This window comes from Simplicispira sedimenti, from assembly GCF_022760965.1.
Classification (GTDB): domain Bacteria; phylum Pseudomonadota; class Gammaproteobacteria; order Burkholderiales; family Burkholderiaceae_C; genus Simplicispira; species Simplicispira sedimenti.
On the sequence record NZ_JAKVIJ010000014.1, the window covers coordinates 22,795 to 37,069 of the forward strand.

The window sequence follows — 14,275 nt, forward strand, 5'->3', positions numbered from 1 at the left end:
GTATGTCCCCGCCTTATTTCCAGATATTCCACGGCGAGAGCAACCAGCCCCCGACGATCAGCAGCCACACCAGGGTGACCGGAATGAAGATCTTCCAGCCCAGACGCATGATCTGGTCATAGCGGAACCGGGGGAAGGTGGCCCGGATCCAGATGAACATGGAGATCATCACAAAGGTCTTGATGCCCAGCCAGATCCAGCCTGGGATGAAGTCCAGTGCTGCGACAGGAGCCTGCCAGCCACCAAAGAACATCAGCACGGCCAGAATCGACACCAGCCACATGCTTGCGTACTCGGCCAGGAAGAAGATGGCAAAGCCCATGCCCGAATACTCGACCATGTGACCGGCGACGATCTCGGCCTCGCCTTCCACCACGTCGAAGGGATGGCGGTTGGTCTCCGCCACTGCCGAAATCATGTACACCACGCAGATGGGCAGCAGCGGCAGCCAGTTCCAGGACAGGAAGGACAGCCCCATGTTGGCAGCCATGCCACGCGTCTGGCTCAGCACAATCTCGGTCAGGTTCATGCTGCCCGTGACCATGATGACCACCAGGAAGCAGAAGCCCATGGCGATTTCATAGCTCACCATCTGGGCCGAAGCACGCAGTGCACCCAGGAAGGCGTACTTGGAGTTGGAGGCCCAACCTGCAATGATCACACCATAGACCTCGATCGAGGTGATGGCCATCAACAGCAGCAGACCCGCGTTGACGTTGGCCAGTGCCAGCTCAGGGCCGAAGGGGATGACCACCCAAGCCGCCAGAGCGGGCATGATGGCCATGACGGGCCCGAGAATGAACAGGCCCTTGGAGGCTGCACTGGGCTGGATGATTTCCTTGGTCAGCAGCTTGAGCGCATCGGCAATGGGCTGCAGCAGACCGAACGGGCCAACGCGGTTGGGGCCATGGCGCACCTGCATGAAGCCCAGAAGCTTGCGCTCCCACAGCGTGATGTAAGCCACGGCACCCATCAGGGGCAGAAGCACCACCACAATCTTGATGAGGTTCCAGATGACCGGCCAGGCCGCACCCGTCCACCATCCCTGGGCCAGCAGATTGAGGCCGAAGTTGTAGATTGCATCGATCACGCTGCTACTCCTTCACGGGCCAGGCGGGCATCGGTGGTCAATTGCAGAGAGGTCGCACGGCGCACCAGACCATCGAGCTGGTAGAGGGAAGCGACCGCCGGAGCGGGAACATCCACCACTTGCACGGACTGGGGCATGCCGTCGGCCACGGCATTGCTCAGCAACCCTTGGGGAACATGGGATACCGAGCCGACAGCCGCACCGGTGGCGCGCCCCAGCACGTCTTGCGAAGTCTCGAAATCGAAACCCTGCAGACCCAGCAGATTGCCCAGCACACGCAGCACCTTCCAACCTGGGCGGGTCTCGCCCAGTGGACGAACCACAGCGTGGAAGCTTTGCAGACGCCCTTCGGCATTCACGAAGCTGCCCGATGTTTCGGTGAACGGTGCAATGGGCAACAGCACATCGCTGAATTCGAGGTTGGTCTTGAAGGGACTCAGTGTCACCACCATTTCCACCTTGCCCAACGCAGCCACTGCCTGTGCACCAGCAGCACTGTCAAACTCCGGCTCGTTGTTCAACAGGAACAGACCCTTGATCTTGCCTTGCAACATTTGCGCAGCGTCCATTCCGCCTTCGCCAGGCAATGCTTGCATCCATTGTGCGCCCACAGTGTTGGCCGCCTCGGTCAGGAAGCCCACGGTGGCGTCGGCCTGCTGTGCAATCCAACCGGCCAAGGCCAGCAGCTCGCTGGCCTGGGCATGGTGAGCGGCTGCATTACCGAGCAACACGGCCTTGTGTTCGCCGCGCAGCAACGCCTGGGCGATGGCACGGGCTGTGGGCTCGTCGGCACGACCTTGCGCCACAGGTGCGCTCACACCCTTTTCCTGTGCCAAGGCAGCCGCCACGTCGGCCAGTGCTTGCAGCCATGCACCATGATTGGCCACCAGGGTCTGCGCCACAGGCATGGCCCAGTCACGTACCGCGTTGTCGATGGACAGCACCGTGCAACCCTTGCGCGCCGCCTGGCGGATGCGCTGGGCAAACAGCGGATGGTCCTTGCGCAGGTTGGAGCCCACGACCAGCACCGATTGCAGCTGCGACAGCGAGGCCACCGATCGGCCCAGCCAGCGCACGCCTTGCGGCTTGCGCAGATCAGCATGGCGCAGGCGGTAATCCAGGTTGGGGCTGCCCAGTCCGCGCATCAGCGCGCCGGCAAGATACAACTCCTCGACCGTGCTGTGCGGGCTGACCAACGCACCCAGAGCGCCTGCACCGTTTTCCTTGGTGATGCATTGCACACCATTGGCGATGTACTCCAGAGCGGTCTGCCAATCGACCTCGACCCACTGGCCACCCTGCTTGAGCATGGGCTTGGTCAGTCGCTCGGCACTGTCCAGGGCCTCGTAGGAGAAACGGTCTCGGTCGGCAATCCAGCATTCGTTGACGTCGTCATTCTCGAACGGCAGCACGCGCATGACCTTGTGGTTTTTGACGTGCACGATCAGGTTGGCACCCGTGGAGTCGTGCGGGCTGACCGACTTGCGGCGCGACAACTCCCAGGTACGGGCGCTGTAGCGGAAGGGCTTGCTGGTGAGCGCGCCGACCGGACAGATGTCGATCATGTTGCCCGACAGCTCCGAGTCGATCGTGTCGTCCTTGACGGTGGTGATTTCGGCATGCTCGCCGCGATGCACCATGCCCAGTTCCATGACACCGGCAATTTCCTGACCGAAGCGCACACAACGGGTGCAATGGATGCAGCGGGTCATTTCCTGCATGGAAATGAGCGGGCTCACATCCTTGGGCTTGACCACGCGCTTTTCTTCTTCATAGCGTGTGGACGAAGCACCATAACCCACCGCAAGGTCCTGCAGCTGACACTCACCACCTTGGTCGCAAATGGGGCAGTCCAGCGGGTGATTGATGAGCAGGAATTCCATGACCGACTTCTGGGCATGGATGGCCTTGTCGCTCTTGGTGCGCACGATCATGCCTTGCGTCACGGGTGTGGCGCAGGCCGGCATGGGCTTGGGGGCTTTTTCAACCTCCACCAGGCACATGCGGCAGCTGGCGGCGATAGAAAGTTTCTTGTGGTAGCAGAAGTGCGGAATGTAGGTGCCCGCCTTTTCGGCCGCATGCATCACCATGCTGCCTTCGGCAACCTCCACCTTCTGCCCGTCCAGTTCGATTTCAACCATATGCTTTTCTCGCGATCAGGCAGAAGTGGTGGCCTGAGGACTCGTGGTGCGGATCATTGCCGCAAATTCGTGCCGGTAATGCTTGAGCATCGCACGCACCGGCATGGCCGCTGCATCACCCAGGGCGCAGATGGTGCGGCCCATGATGTTGCTGGCCACGTTGTCGAGCAGGTCCATGTCGGCAGGACGCCCCTCACCACGGTGGATGCGGTCCACCAGGCGCCAGAGCCAGCCTGTGCCTTCACGGCAAGGCGTGCACTGGCCACAGGACTCGTGCATGTAGAAGTAGGAAAGACGCTTGAGCGACTCCACCATGCAGCGGCTGTCGTCCATGACGATGACAGCGCCCGAACCCAGCATGGAACCTGCCTTGGCGATGGAGTCATAGTCCATGGTGCACTCCATGATCACGGAGGCAGGCAGCACGGGCGAAGAAGAACCGCCAGGAATCACGGCCTTGAGTTGGCGCCCCTTGCGCACGCCACCGGCAAGTTCCAGCAGCTTGGCAAACGGGGTGCCCAAGGGAATTTCGTAGTTGCCTGGACGCTCGACATCGCCGCTGACCGAGAAGATCTTGGTGCCACCGTTGTTGGGCTTGCCGCAGGCCAGGTAGGCTGCGCCACCGTTGCGGATGATCCAGGGCACCGCAGCAAAGGTCTCGGTGTTGTTGATGGTGGTGGGCTTGCCATACAAACCGAAGCTGGCAGGGAACGGCGGCTTGAAGCGCGGCTGGCCCTTTTTGCCTTCCAGCGATTCGAGCAAAGCGGTTTCCTCGCCGCAGATGTAGGCACCGAAACCATGGTGGGCATGCAACTGGAAGCTGAAGTTGCTGCCCAGGATGTTGCTGCCCAGGTAGCCCGCTGCGCGCGCCTCTTCCAGTGCCGCCTCGAAGCGCTCGTACACCTGGAAAATCTCGCCGTGGATGTAGTTGTAACCCACGCTAATACCCATCGCAAAGCCGGCAATGATCATGCCTTCAATCACGATGTGGGGGTTGAACATCAGGATGTCGCGGTCCTTGCAGGTCCCCGGCTCTCCCTCGTCGGAGTTGCACACCAGGTACTTCTGACCCGGGAACTGGCGCGGCATGAAGCTCCACTTCAGCCCGGTGGGAAATCCAGCGCCCCCCCGACCGCGCAGGCCGGACTCCTTGACGGTGGCAATCACCTGATCCTGATTGAGACCTTCGCCCCCATCCTTGCCCAGAATTTTCCTCAGTGCCTGGTAGCCACCGCGCGCCTCATAGTCCTGCAGACGCCAGTTGGAGCCATTCAGGCCAGCGTAAATTTGCGGATCAATGTGCCGATCGTGGAAGCAGGTTTCCACACCGGTGGCCTGAAACTGGGAGAGCACCTGTGCTGCCGTGGTCATTATTTGCCCTCCGCAGTACGCAGGTTGTCGACCAACTGATCGAGCTTCTCGCCACTCATGAAACTGCACATGCTGCGGTCATTGACCAGCATGACGGGCGCATCGGCGCAGGCGCCCAGGCACTCGCACTCTTGCAGGGTGAACATGCCGTCGGCGGTGGTCTCGCCTGCCGCAATGCCGAGCTTGTGTTCCAGATGTTCCAGGGCCTTGCCACCATCGCGCAGCAGACAAGGCAGGTTGGTACAGACGTTGAGCTTGTACTTGCCCACCGGCTGCTGGTTGTACATGTTGTAGAAGGTCGTCACCTCGTGGACGGCGATCTCGGGCATGCCCAGGTACTCGGCAATGCCCGCCTCGCTCTCCTGGCTCACATAGCCCTGCTCTTGCTGCACGATGGCCAGGCAGGCCATCACGGCAGACTGCTTCTGCTCTGCCGGGTACTTGGCCACTTCACGCGCAAAGCGCGCCTTGGTCGCTTCAGAAATCATCGGTCAATCTCCCCGAACACGATATCCATGGTGCCGATGATGGCGATCACGTCGGCCAGCATGTGGCCGCGCGCCATTTCGTCCATGGTGGCCAGGTGTGCGAAACCGGGGGCGCGGATCTTCATGCGGTAAGGCTTGTTCGCACCGTCACTGACCAGATAAATACCAAACTCACCCTTGGGGTGCTCCACGGCAGCGTAGGCCTCACCCTCGGGCACATGGAAACCTTCGGAGAACAGCTTGAAGTGGTGGATCAGGTCTTCCATGCCGAACTTCATGCGATCCCGTGCGGGCGGCGCCACCTTGTGGTTGTCGGTGATGACCGGACCGGGATTGGCACGCAGCCAGTCCACGCACTGCTTGATGATGCGGTTGGACTCGCGCATCTCCTGCACGCGCACCAGGTAGCGGTCGTAGCAGTCGCCCGTCTTGCCCAGGGGGATGTCGAAATCGACGCGGTCGTAAACCTCGTAGGGCTGGGTCTTGCGCAGGTCCCAGGCAATGCCGGAGCCGCGCAGCATGGGGCCGGTCATGCCCAGGTTCAGGGCGCGCTCGGGGGTGACCACGCCAATGCCCACGGTTCGCTGCTTCCAGATGCGGTTGTCGGTGAGCAGGGTTTCATACTCATCCACATAGCCGGGGAAGCGGCGGGTGAAATCCTCGATGAAGTCCAGCAGCGAACCCTGGCGGTTGGCGTTGCGCTCCTGCACTGCTTTGGCACTGCGGATACGGCTTTCCTGGTGCTGGGGCATGGAATCAGGAAGATCGCGGTACACGCCGCCCGGCCGGAAATACGCTGCGTGCATGCGCGCGCCCGACACGGCTTCGTACATGTCGAACAGGTCTTCACGCTCGCGGAAGGTGTAAATCAGGATGGTGGAACTGCCGCAGTCGTTGCCGTGCGAACCCAGCCACATCAGGTGGTTGAGCAATCGCGTGATTTCCGAGAACATCACACGGATGTACTGCGCGCGCAGCGGCACTTCGATGCCCAGCAACTTTTCAATGGCCAGGCAGTAGGCATGCTCGTTGCACATCATGGACACGTAGTCCAAGCGGTCCATGTAAGGCAGCGATTGCAGGAAAGTCTTGTGCTCGGCCAGCTTTTCGGTGCCGCGGTGCAGCAGACCGATGTGCGGGTCGGCGCGCTGGACGACCTCGCCGTCGAGTTCCAGCACCAAGCGCAGCACGCCGTGGGCTGCAGGGTGCTGCGGACCGAGGTTGAGAGAGTAGTTCTTGATTTCAGCCATGATGGATCACTGAAAAGCACTCAGGCCTCAGTGCAGGCCTCCGTAGTTTTCTTCGCGGATGATGCGTGGCGTGATCTCACGCGGCTCGATGCTGACTGGCTCATACATCACGCGGCGTTGATCGGCGTCGTAGCGCATTTCCACATGACCCGACAGCGGGAAGTCCTTGCGGAACGGGTGGCCGATGAAACCATAGTCCGTGAGGATACGGCGCAGGTCGTTGTGCCCTTCGAACACGATACCGAACAGGTCGAACGCCTCGCGCTCAAACCATGCCGCAGAAGCCCACAGGCCCGTGACCGACGCCACCACCGGCATATCGTCCTGAGGACAGAACACGCGCACCCGCACACGCTGGTTGAGGGAAACAGACAACAGGTGCGATACCACGGCGTAGCGCGGACCCTCGTTCACGCGATCCGCATACGCAGAATAGTCGAGGCCGCACAGGTCAATGAGCTGTTCGAAGCGGCAGGTGGGCGCATCGCGCAGCAACTGCATGGCGTGCAAATACTGGTCGGCGGCAACCACCACGGTGACTTCACCACGGGCGAGGGTCACAGAACGGGCCAGCGCACCCAGCGCCTGGGCAATGTGATCCCTGAGTTCCTCGGGTCGAATGGCAACAGATGTCATAGCCCTCCCCTCAGGCGCGTGCAATGGTGTTGGTGCGGCGGATCTTCTGCTGCAGCTGGATGATGCCGTAGATCAGCGCCTCGGCCGTGGGCGGGCAGCCCGGCACGTACACATCCACCGGCACGATGCGATCGCAGCCACGCACCACGGAATAGCTGTAGTGGTAGTAGCCACCACCGTTGGCGCAAGAGCCCATGGAGAGCACCCAGCGCGGCTCGCTCATCTGGTCGTACACCTTGCGCAGTGCAGGCGCCATCTTGTTGCACAGCGTGCCGGCCACAATCATCAGATCGGACTGACGAGGGCTGGCGCGGAACACCTCGGCGCCAAAGCGACCAATGTCGTAGCGCGCTGCGGCTGCGTGCATCATCTCGACCGCACAGCACGCCAAGCCAAACGTCATGGGCCAGAGCGAACCCGTCTTGGCCCAGTTCACCACGGAGTCATAGCTCGTGGTGATGAAGCCTTCCTTCATCACGCCTTCAATCATTGCGTCGTTCCTCGTGCTAGCCGATCATTCCCAATCCAGGGCGCCTTTTTTCCACTCGTAGGCAAAACCCACGACCAGAACGGCCAGAAAAATCACCACGGCCACAAAGCCGGTCACGCCCACCTCCTGCAGCGAGACCGCCCAGGGGAACAGAAAGGCAATTTCCAGATCGAAAAGAATGAAAAGAATGGCGACGAGGTAGTAGCGCACATCGAATTTCATGCGCGCATCTTCGAAGGCTTCGAAGCCACACTCGTAGGGGGAGTTTTTGGCAGGATCAGGGCGGTTGGGGCCGAGGATGTACCCCAGAACCAGGGGCACGATACCCACCGCAATGCCAATCAAGATGAACAGGAGGACGGGGAGATATTGATCGAGGTTCATCTTGTGGATGCGCTCACCGTGGAGCCTCGCCCGTCATGTCCGCAGGACGGAACACGCGGACAGGCCTGTTTGTATGTTGTTTGGTGCCGTCGGCGAGACTCGAACTCGCACAGCTTTCGCCACTACCCCCTCAAGATAGCGTGTCTACCAATTTCACCACGACGGCTTATCGTGTCTGGGTGGCATGAGGAACCACTTGGCTTTGGCTTCCCAGACAGACTCAAATTCTACCCCGGAAAAACCCTGTTACGGTGTCCGGCGTCGCATTTCTTGTGTTTTTATTTCACAGGAATTTGACCTGCACCAGAAGCCGGAACCACAGGTGCGGTAGCTGGTGCTGCGGCACCTGGAATGGCCGCCGCAGAGCCCGCATCGGGCGCCGCCGCAGGAGCAACGGCAGCCGGCGTCTCCAGCACACTTCCCGTGCTGGCCGGACGTGCATTGCCAAAGTAGGCCAGCATCAGCGTGCAGACAAAAAACACCGCCGCCAACACCCCCGTGGTGCGCGACAGGAAGTTGGCACCACCCGACGCACCGAACAGACTGCCCGAGCTGCCGCTGCCAAACGCAGCACCCATATCGGCACCTTTGCCGTGCTGAATGAGGATCAGCCCAATCATGCCCAAAGCGGCCAGGATCTGGACCGTCAACAACAAGTTCACTAGCAAGTTCATTCTTGAAATACTCCTGATTGAATAGCGTGTACCACCCGCCGTTATTGGGCTGCGGCAATAATTTGCAAAAAGTCTGCAGCCTTGAGCGAAGCACCGCCCACCAGACCGCCGTCGATATCGGGCTGGGCCAGCAACTGCGCCGCATTCGCGGCATTCATGCTGCCGCCGTACAGCAAGCGAATCTTGGCCGCATGGGGACTGGCCGCTGCAAGCTGCGCACGCAACACGGCATGCACCTGCTGCGCCTGCTCGGGCGTGGCGGTCTTGCCCGTGCCAATGGCCCAGACCGGCTCGTAGGCCACCACCACCTCGCTGATGCAATGGCCGTTGAGGTGAATCACCGCCGCCAGTTGGCGACGCACCACCGCTTCGGTTTGCCCTGCTTCGCGTTCTTCCAGCGTTTCACCCACACACACGATGGGGGTGATACCTGCGGCCAGGGCGCGCTGGGCTTTCACAGCCACATGCACATCGGTCTCGCCATGGTACTGGCGGCGCTCCGAATGCCCCACCAACACATAACGTACCGCAAAGTCGCGCAGCATGGCTGCCGAGAACTCGCCCGTGTAAGCGCCGGACTCGTGTTGCGATACATCCTGCGCCGCCAAAGCCAGGCCAGAGCCCGCTGCCAGCGCCTGCACCTGCGCCAGGTAGGGCGCAGGCACGGCCAGCGCCACATCACAGGCGGGGGCTGCGCCCACGCCATCGCGCAGCGCATGCACCAGCGCCTCGTTGGCAGCCAGGCTGCCGTTCATCTTCCAGTTGCCTGCAATGAGTTTTTTCATCATGGTCACCAGGTCAAAACAATCTTGCCGATATGCCGGTTGGACTCCATCAGCGCATGGGCCTGTGCCGCCTCATGGGCAGCAAAGCTGCGGTACACCACCGGACGCACGGCGCCCGATGCAAGCAAGGGCCACACACGCTCGCGCAAGGCGCGGGCGATGGCACCCTTGAAGGCCGTGGAGCGTGCCCGCAGCGTGGAGCCGGTAATGGTCATACGCCTGCGCAGCAGCTTGCCTGCATCAAATGCAGCCTGCACCCCGCCCTGCACCGCGATGATGGCAATGCGCCCGTCTTCGGCAAGGCAATCGACCTCGCGCGCTACGTAATCGCCTGCCACCATGTCCAGCACCACATCAGCCCCCCTGCCCTGCGTGATGCGCATCACCTCGGCCACGAAGTCCTGGCTGCGGTAAGCGATCGCGTGATGCGCCCCCAAGGCCAGACAGGCAGCGCATTTGTCCTCGCTCCCCGCCGTCGCGATGACGGTGGCACCGAATGCACGCCCGAGCTGGATGGCCACCACGCCAATGCCGCTGCTCCCACCCTGCACCAGCAAGGCTTCGCCCGCCTGCAAACGTGCGCGGTCAAAAACATTGCTCCAGACGGTGAAAAATGTTTCAGGCAACGAGGCCGCTTCGGCATCGGTCAAGCCCGCAGGGACCGGAAGGCACTGCTCCACCGGCGCCACGCACCACTGGGCATAGCCACCACCAGCCAACAGGGCACAGACACGATCCCCCGGCTGCAAGCCGTGCGCCGCCATGGCCTGCACATCCCCGGACTCGATCACACCCGCCGCCTCCAATCCCGGCAGATCGCTCGCGCCCGGCGGGGCGGGATAGTGGCCCTTGCGTTGCAGCACATCGGGGCGATTCACCCCGCTGGCCGCCACGCGGATCAGCACCTCGCCCACGCCCGGCACGGGCTGCGCGCGTTCGCACACGCGCAGCACCTCAGGGGCGCCAAAGGCGGAGATTTCGATGGCCTGCATGGAGGGCTCAGACTTGATGCTATTTTTTGCCACTAGCGCCCGTGGATAGAGCGCAAGTAGCTATCAAAATAATAGCATTCTATCAATGGATCAGGACTGCATCTGGTCCTGGTTGCCGACCGTTTGCTGCTGTTGCTGCTGATCGGCACCCGGATCGCGGGGCTCGCGCACCTCGCGCGGTGCGCGCGGCTCGCGCTCACGGCGCTCTGCGGGGGCCGGGCGGTCGCTGAAGCCTGCAGGGCGCTCGGCCAGAGCCTTCATGGACAGCTTGACACGGCCCTTCTCGTCGGTCTCCAGCACCTTGACCTTGACGATCTGGCCTTCGCTCAGGTAATCGGTGACCTTTTCCACGCGCTCGTGGGCGATCTGGCTGATGTGCAGCAGACCATCCTTGCCGGGCAGCAGATTGATGAGGGCACCGAAGTCCAGGATCTTGGTGACCGGGCCTTCATAGACCTTGCCGATTTCCACTTCGGCCGTGATCTGCTCGATGCGGCGCTTGGCTTCATCGGCCTTGGCGGCTTCGGTGGCGGCGATGGTGATGGTGCCGTCTTCCTCGATGTTGATCTGGCAGCCCGTTTCTTCGGTCAGCGCACGGATCACGGCGCCGCCCTTGCCGATCACGTCGCGGATCTTCTCGGGGTTGATCTTCATGGTGTAGAGCTTGGGCGCGAAGTTGGACACTTCGGTCTTGGCTTCACCCATGGCTTCTTGCATCTTGCCCAGGATGTGCATGCGCGCTTCCTTGGCTTGGGCCAGTGCGACCTGCATGATTTCCTTGGTGATGCCCTGGATCTTGATGTCCATCTGCAGGGCGGTGATGCCGTTGGTCGTACCGGCCACCTTGAAGTCCATGTCGCCCAAGTGGTCCTCATCACCCAGGATGTCGGTCAGCACGGCGAAACGGTTGCCGTCCTTGATCAGGCCCATGGCGATGCCGGCCACGTGCGCCTTCATGGGCACGCCGGCGTCCATCAGAGACAGGCAACCGCCGCAGACGGAAGCCATCGACGAGGAGCCGTTGGATTCGGTGATTTCCGACACCACGCGCATGGTGTAGGGGAATTCTTCCTTGCTCGGCAGGCAGGCCACCAGAGCGCGCTTGGCCAAGCGGCCGTGACCGATCTCGCGGCGCTTGGTGCTGCCCATGCGGCCCACTTCGCCAGTGGCAAAGGGAGGCATGTTGTAGTGCATCATGAAGCGGTCTTCGTACTCGCCGGCCAGCGCATCGATGCGCTGCGCATCGCGCTCGGTGCCCAGCGTGGTCACCACTAGCGCCTGGGTTTCACCCCGTGTGAACAGCGACGAGCCATGCGCACGCGGCAGCACGCTGCCACGGATTTCGATGGGGCGCACGGTGCGCGTGTCGCGGCCGTCGATACGGGGTTCGCCCGCCAGAATCTGGCTGCGCACGATGCGCGCTTCGATGTCGAACAGCATGCCTTCGACCTTGACGGCGTCGAACTCGACACCGGCTTCCTTCAGGTCAGCCATGACCACGGCATAGGCTTCGCGGCAAGCGTGCGTGCGGGCCTGCTTGTTGCGGATCTGGTAGGCGGCGCGCAGCTTGTCCTCGGCCAGTTGGGTGACCTTGGCGATCAGCGCCTCGTCCTTGGCAGGGGCTTGCCATTCCCAGGCGGGCTTGCCAGCGTCACGCACCAGCTCGTGGATGGCGTTGATGGCGATCTTGCCCTGCTCGTGGCCAAACACCACGGCGCCCAGCATCACGTCCTCGGGCAGCTGCTGCGCTTCGGATTCGACCATCAGCACGGCGGCCTCGGTGCCTGCCACGACCAGATCCATCTGGCTGTTCTTGCGCGCCGTCTGGCCAGGGTTGAGCACGTATTCCCCATTGATGTAACCCACGCGGGCCGCGCCGATGGGACCGCTGAAGGGAATGCCGGAGACCGCCAGGGCAGCGCTCGAAGCGATCATGGCGGCAATGTCGGCATCGACCTCAGGGTTGAGCGACAGGGTGTGGATGACCACATGCACTTCGTTGAAGAAGCCTTCGGGGAACAGCGGACGGATCGGACGGTCGATCAGGCGGCTGGTCAGCGTTTCCAGTTCGCTGGGCTTGGCTTCACGCTTGAAGAAGCTGCCAGGGATCTTGCCGGCGGCGTAGGTCTTCTCGATGTAGTCCACCGTCAGCGGGAAGAAATCCTGGCCCGGCTTGGCCGACTTGGAGGCCACCACGGTGGCCAGCACCACGGTGTCGTCGATGTTCACCAGCACGGCGCCGGAGGCCTGGCGGGCGATTTCACCCGTTTCCATGACGACGGTCTTGTCGCCCCACTGGAAAGACTTGGTAACTTTGTTGAAAATGCTCATAGTTGCTCCTGATTTAATAGCTGGTTACGCAATACCAGCGGGCTCTGGCGGCCAATTCAGCAAACGATGCCATTCCAGTGAAACCGCCCGCGGAGTTCATTGGAATGACACAGCTTCGATCTGCTCGGCACACCAGCAAAAGTAAAAAACGCCTGAGCTAGCGTGCTAACCCAGGCGTTCATGCGTGCAATGCGGCTTACTTGCGCAGACCCAGTTTGGCGATCAGCGCGGTGTAACGGTCGGCGTCCTTGGCCTTGAGGTAATCCAGCAGCTTGCGGCGACGGCTCACCATGCGCAGCAGGCCACGGCGACCATGGTGGTCCTTGGCGTGCTCCTTGAAGTGAGGCATCAGTTCGTTGATGCGGGCAGTCAGCAGCGCCACCTGGACTTCGGGGCTGCCGGTATCATTGGCAGCACGTTGGTTGGCCTTGACGACTTCGGCCTTGACAGAAGAGGCGATCATTGGAAATGTCCTTGAATGAACGGCGGGCCCACTCTTGAAAAAAGCGTGCACACCTTGGTTTTACTTGCGCCAGGAGCCGGAACAAGCCCTGACGTGCGTCTTGCACCATGCAAAACAGGTGGATTATAACTGCACAAGGCAACCCGCCCCTCACCCACCCCGCACGCCATGACCACACCACGCAGAAACCACCACCCCTTGTTCGCCTGCACCCTTGTCGTTTGCCTGGCATTGGTCACCTATCCGGCAGACACCTGGGCCAAGCGCAAGGCCAATGACCAGAACAGCACCCAGACAGAAAAACCCCGCAAGGGTGTCAGCAAGATCACCTACCACCGCAGCCCCTCGGAAGAAACACCCGCCCAGCGCGACAAACGCCTGAAACGGGAATGCAAGGGCATGCACAATGCGGGCGCCTGCCTGGGATACACACGCTGATCGATAGATCAAGTCAATCACCGGGGATTGACCGCTTGTCAGCACCAACATGCCATTCGTCGGCACCGCTCAGCCGCCCTCCCTCACTGCACCTAGGATGACCCCATGCGACCCTTGACCCCATTGCGCGCGTTTCCAATCCCGGCTCCCACCCGAGTTGCTGGTGCGCACCAAAGTGGATTTACTGCCATTGAATTAATGGTGGTGGTGTCCATATTGGCCATCCTGGCGGCATTGGCTGGACCCAGCTTTACTCCATTGATTGAACGCTGGCGTGTACGCGACGCCGCGGAAAGTTTGACGTCGACGCTTTTTTTCGCACGCTCAGAGGCCATCAAACGAGGGGGCAACATCATCATTGAAAAGCGCCCCAACAGCGGAACCTGCACATCGGCCACGGGTGATACGCAATGGGGTTGCGGCTGGACGGTTTTTTTTGATGCCAATGGCAATGGCTCTCAGGATGCCTGCGTCATTGCCAATACTCCCAACGAATGTGATCTACAGGTCGCGGCAGCTCCAACCCGGCTGGACATCAGCCTACCCGATAGCACCGGAAAAATTGCTGTGGATCGCTGGGGAATGATGTCCCACTCCGGAAGTGGAAGCACTAACCCCCTGGACATGACGTTTGAGCTGAAACCCAAGGACAAAGCGCTCACCGAACCCAGCAGCGCCCGGTTGTGCGTCGGCAGAGGTGGACGAACCCTTCGGAAGAAGGGCAGCGAAAGCTGCTAGCAAG

General features: G+C 61.5%; 15 protein-coding genes and 1 tRNA gene. 2 read left to right on the forward strand and 14 right to left on the reverse strand.

All coding sequences use genetic code 11. The annotated features are described in order from the left end of the window. Window positions 1-13 precede the first annotated feature (13 nt). From nuoH to rpsO, 14 genes are all read right to left on the reverse strand, one after another. A complete protein-coding gene (nuoH, locus tag MJ602_RS14435; RefSeq protein ID WP_162016572.1) occupies window positions 14-1,090 on the reverse strand; it encodes an NADH-quinone oxidoreductase subunit NuoH in 1,077 nt (358 codons plus the stop codon). After that, window positions 1,087-3,231 carry an NADH-quinone oxidoreductase subunit NuoG gene (nuoG, locus tag MJ602_RS14440; RefSeq protein ID WP_243021531.1) on the reverse strand — a complete coding sequence of 715 codons (2,145 nt, stop codon included), beginning with the start codon at window positions 3,229-3,231 and terminating at the stop codon, window positions 1,087-1,089. Before nuoG ends, nuoH begins: the two co-directional genes overlap by 4 nt. Window positions 3,232-3,246: 15 nt before the next feature. Continuing rightward, window positions 3,247-4,602 (reverse strand): NADH-quinone oxidoreductase subunit NuoF, encoded by a 1,356-nt coding sequence (gene nuoF / locus MJ602_RS14445; RefSeq protein WP_243021532.1) that lies wholly within the window; start codon window positions 4,600-4,602, stop codon window positions 3,247-3,249. Next, window positions 4,602-5,090, reverse strand: coding sequence for an NADH-quinone oxidoreductase subunit NuoE (gene nuoE, locus MJ602_RS14450; protein ID WP_162016575.1), 489 nt, complete (start codon window positions 5,088-5,090; stop codon window positions 4,602-4,604). The genes nuoF and nuoE overlap by 1 nt, the downstream gene beginning before the upstream one ends. Then, the gene (locus MJ602_RS14455) at window positions 5,087-6,340 is read right to left on the reverse strand and encodes an NADH-quinone oxidoreductase subunit D (protein ID WP_162016576.1); all 1,254 of its coding nucleotides are present in this window, start codon (window positions 6,338-6,340) and stop codon (window positions 5,087-5,089) included. Before MJ602_RS14455 ends, nuoE begins: the two co-directional genes overlap by 4 nt. 27 nt (window positions 6,341-6,367) lie before the next feature. After that, entirely contained in the window at window positions 6,368-6,976 is a 609-nt protein-coding gene (locus MJ602_RS14460) for an NADH-quinone oxidoreductase subunit C (RefSeq protein WP_243021533.1), read from the reverse strand. A 10-nt stretch (window positions 6,977-6,986) separates the two neighbouring features. Then, a complete protein-coding gene (locus tag MJ602_RS14465) occupies window positions 6,987-7,466 on the reverse strand; it encodes a NuoB/complex I 20 kDa subunit family protein (RefSeq protein ID WP_005793239.1) in 480 nt (159 codons plus the stop codon). A 24-nt stretch (window positions 7,467-7,490) separates the two neighbouring features. Further along, window positions 7,491-7,850 (reverse strand): NADH-quinone oxidoreductase subunit A, encoded by a 360-nt coding sequence (locus MJ602_RS14470; protein WP_162016578.1) that lies wholly within the window; start codon window positions 7,848-7,850, stop codon window positions 7,491-7,493. An 81-nt stretch (window positions 7,851-7,931) separates the two neighbouring features. Continuing rightward, window positions 7,932-8,016: transfer RNA gene (locus MJ602_RS14475), tRNA-Leu, on the reverse strand. Between the two features lie 112 nt (window positions 8,017-8,128). Then, complete coding sequence (secG, locus tag MJ602_RS14480) at window positions 8,129-8,524, reverse strand: preprotein translocase subunit SecG (RefSeq protein WP_243021534.1); 396 nt, start codon at window positions 8,522-8,524, stop codon at window positions 8,129-8,131. A gap of 41 nt (window positions 8,525-8,565) precedes the next feature. After that, window positions 8,566-9,312 carry a triose-phosphate isomerase gene (tpiA, locus tag MJ602_RS14485; RefSeq protein ID WP_243021535.1) on the reverse strand — a complete coding sequence of 249 codons (747 nt, stop codon included), beginning with the start codon at window positions 9,310-9,312 and terminating at the stop codon, window positions 8,566-8,568. 2 nt (window positions 9,313-9,314) lie between these two features. Next, window positions 9,315-10,301, reverse strand: coding sequence for an NAD(P)H-quinone oxidoreductase (locus tag MJ602_RS14490; protein WP_243021536.1), 987 nt, complete (start codon window positions 10,299-10,301; stop codon window positions 9,315-9,317). Between the two features lie 90 nt (window positions 10,302-10,391). Then, complete coding sequence (gene pnp, locus MJ602_RS14495; protein ID WP_243021537.1) at window positions 10,392-12,632, reverse strand: polyribonucleotide nucleotidyltransferase; 2,241 nt, start codon at window positions 12,630-12,632, stop codon at window positions 10,392-10,394. A gap of 196 nt (window positions 12,633-12,828) precedes the next feature. Further along, complete coding sequence (rpsO, locus tag MJ602_RS14500) at window positions 12,829-13,095, reverse strand: 30S ribosomal protein S15 (RefSeq protein WP_162016583.1); 267 nt, start codon at window positions 13,093-13,095, stop codon at window positions 12,829-12,831. Between the two features lie 168 nt (window positions 13,096-13,263). Here rpsO and MJ602_RS14505 point away from each other — a divergent pair, with 168 nt between their 5' ends. Together MJ602_RS14505 and MJ602_RS14510 are read left to right on the forward strand one after the other, a co-directional pair. Beyond that, window positions 13,264-13,533 carry a hypothetical protein gene (locus MJ602_RS14505; protein WP_162014696.1) on the forward strand — a complete coding sequence of 90 codons (270 nt, stop codon included), beginning with the start codon at window positions 13,264-13,266 and terminating at the stop codon, window positions 13,531-13,533. 105 nt (window positions 13,534-13,638) lie between these two features. Then, window positions 13,639-14,271, forward strand: a complete 633-nt coding sequence (locus tag MJ602_RS14510) for a GspH/FimT family pseudopilin (RefSeq protein WP_279236336.1) — start codon at window positions 13,639-13,641, stop codon at window positions 14,269-14,271. Window positions 14,272-14,275: the final 4 nt, after the last annotated feature.

Excerpts from the sequence above, each read along its gene's own strand:
- rpsO (WP_162016583.1), bottom strand. The coding sequence starts at position 13,095 with ATGATCGCCTCTTCTGTCAAGGCCGAAGTCGTCAAGGCCAACCAACGT.
- nuoE (WP_162016575.1), bottom strand. The coding sequence starts at position 5,090 with ATGATTTCTGAAGCGACCAAGGCGCGCTTTGCGCGTGAAGTGGCCAAG.
- pnp (WP_243021537.1), bottom strand. The coding sequence starts at position 12,632 with ATGAGCATTTTCAACAAAGTTACCAAGTCTTTCCAGTGGGGCGACAAG.
- MJ602_RS14470 (WP_162016578.1), bottom strand. The coding sequence starts at position 7,850 with ATGAACCTCGATCAATATCTCCCCGTCCTCCTGTTCATCTTGATTGGC.
- nuoF (WP_243021532.1), bottom strand. The coding sequence starts at position 4,602 with ATGACCACGGCAGCACAGGTGCTCTCCCAGTTTCAGGCCACCGGTGTG.
- nuoG (WP_243021531.1), bottom strand. The coding sequence starts at position 3,231 with ATGGTTGAAATCGAACTGGACGGGCAGAAGGTGGAGGTTGCCGAAGGC.
- MJ602_RS14505 (WP_162014696.1), top strand. The coding sequence starts at position 13,264 with ATGACCACACCACGCAGAAACCACCACCCCTTGTTCGCCTGCACCCTT.
- MJ602_RS14490 (WP_243021536.1), bottom strand. The coding sequence starts at position 10,301 with ATGCAGGCCATCGAAATCTCCGCCTTTGGCGCCCCTGAGGTGCTGCGC.
- MJ602_RS14455 (WP_162016576.1), bottom strand. The coding sequence starts at position 6,340 with ATGGCTGAAATCAAGAACTACTCTCTCAACCTCGGTCCGCAGCACCCT.
- MJ602_RS14465 (WP_005793239.1), bottom strand. The coding sequence starts at position 7,466 with ATGATTGAAGGCGTGATGAAGGAAGGCTTCATCACCACGAGCTATGAC.
- MJ602_RS14510 (WP_279236336.1), top strand. The coding sequence starts at position 13,639 with ATGCGACCCTTGACCCCATTGCGCGCGTTTCCAATCCCGGCTCCCACC.
- tpiA (WP_243021535.1), bottom strand. The coding sequence starts at position 9,312 with ATGATGAAAAAACTCATTGCAGGCAACTGGAAGATGAACGGCAGCCTG.
- MJ602_RS14460 (WP_243021533.1), bottom strand. The coding sequence starts at position 6,976 with ATGACATCTGTTGCCATTCGACCCGAGGAACTCAGGGATCACATTGCC.
- secG (WP_243021534.1), bottom strand. The coding sequence starts at position 8,524 with ATGAACTTGCTAGTGAACTTGTTGTTGACGGTCCAGATCCTGGCCGCT.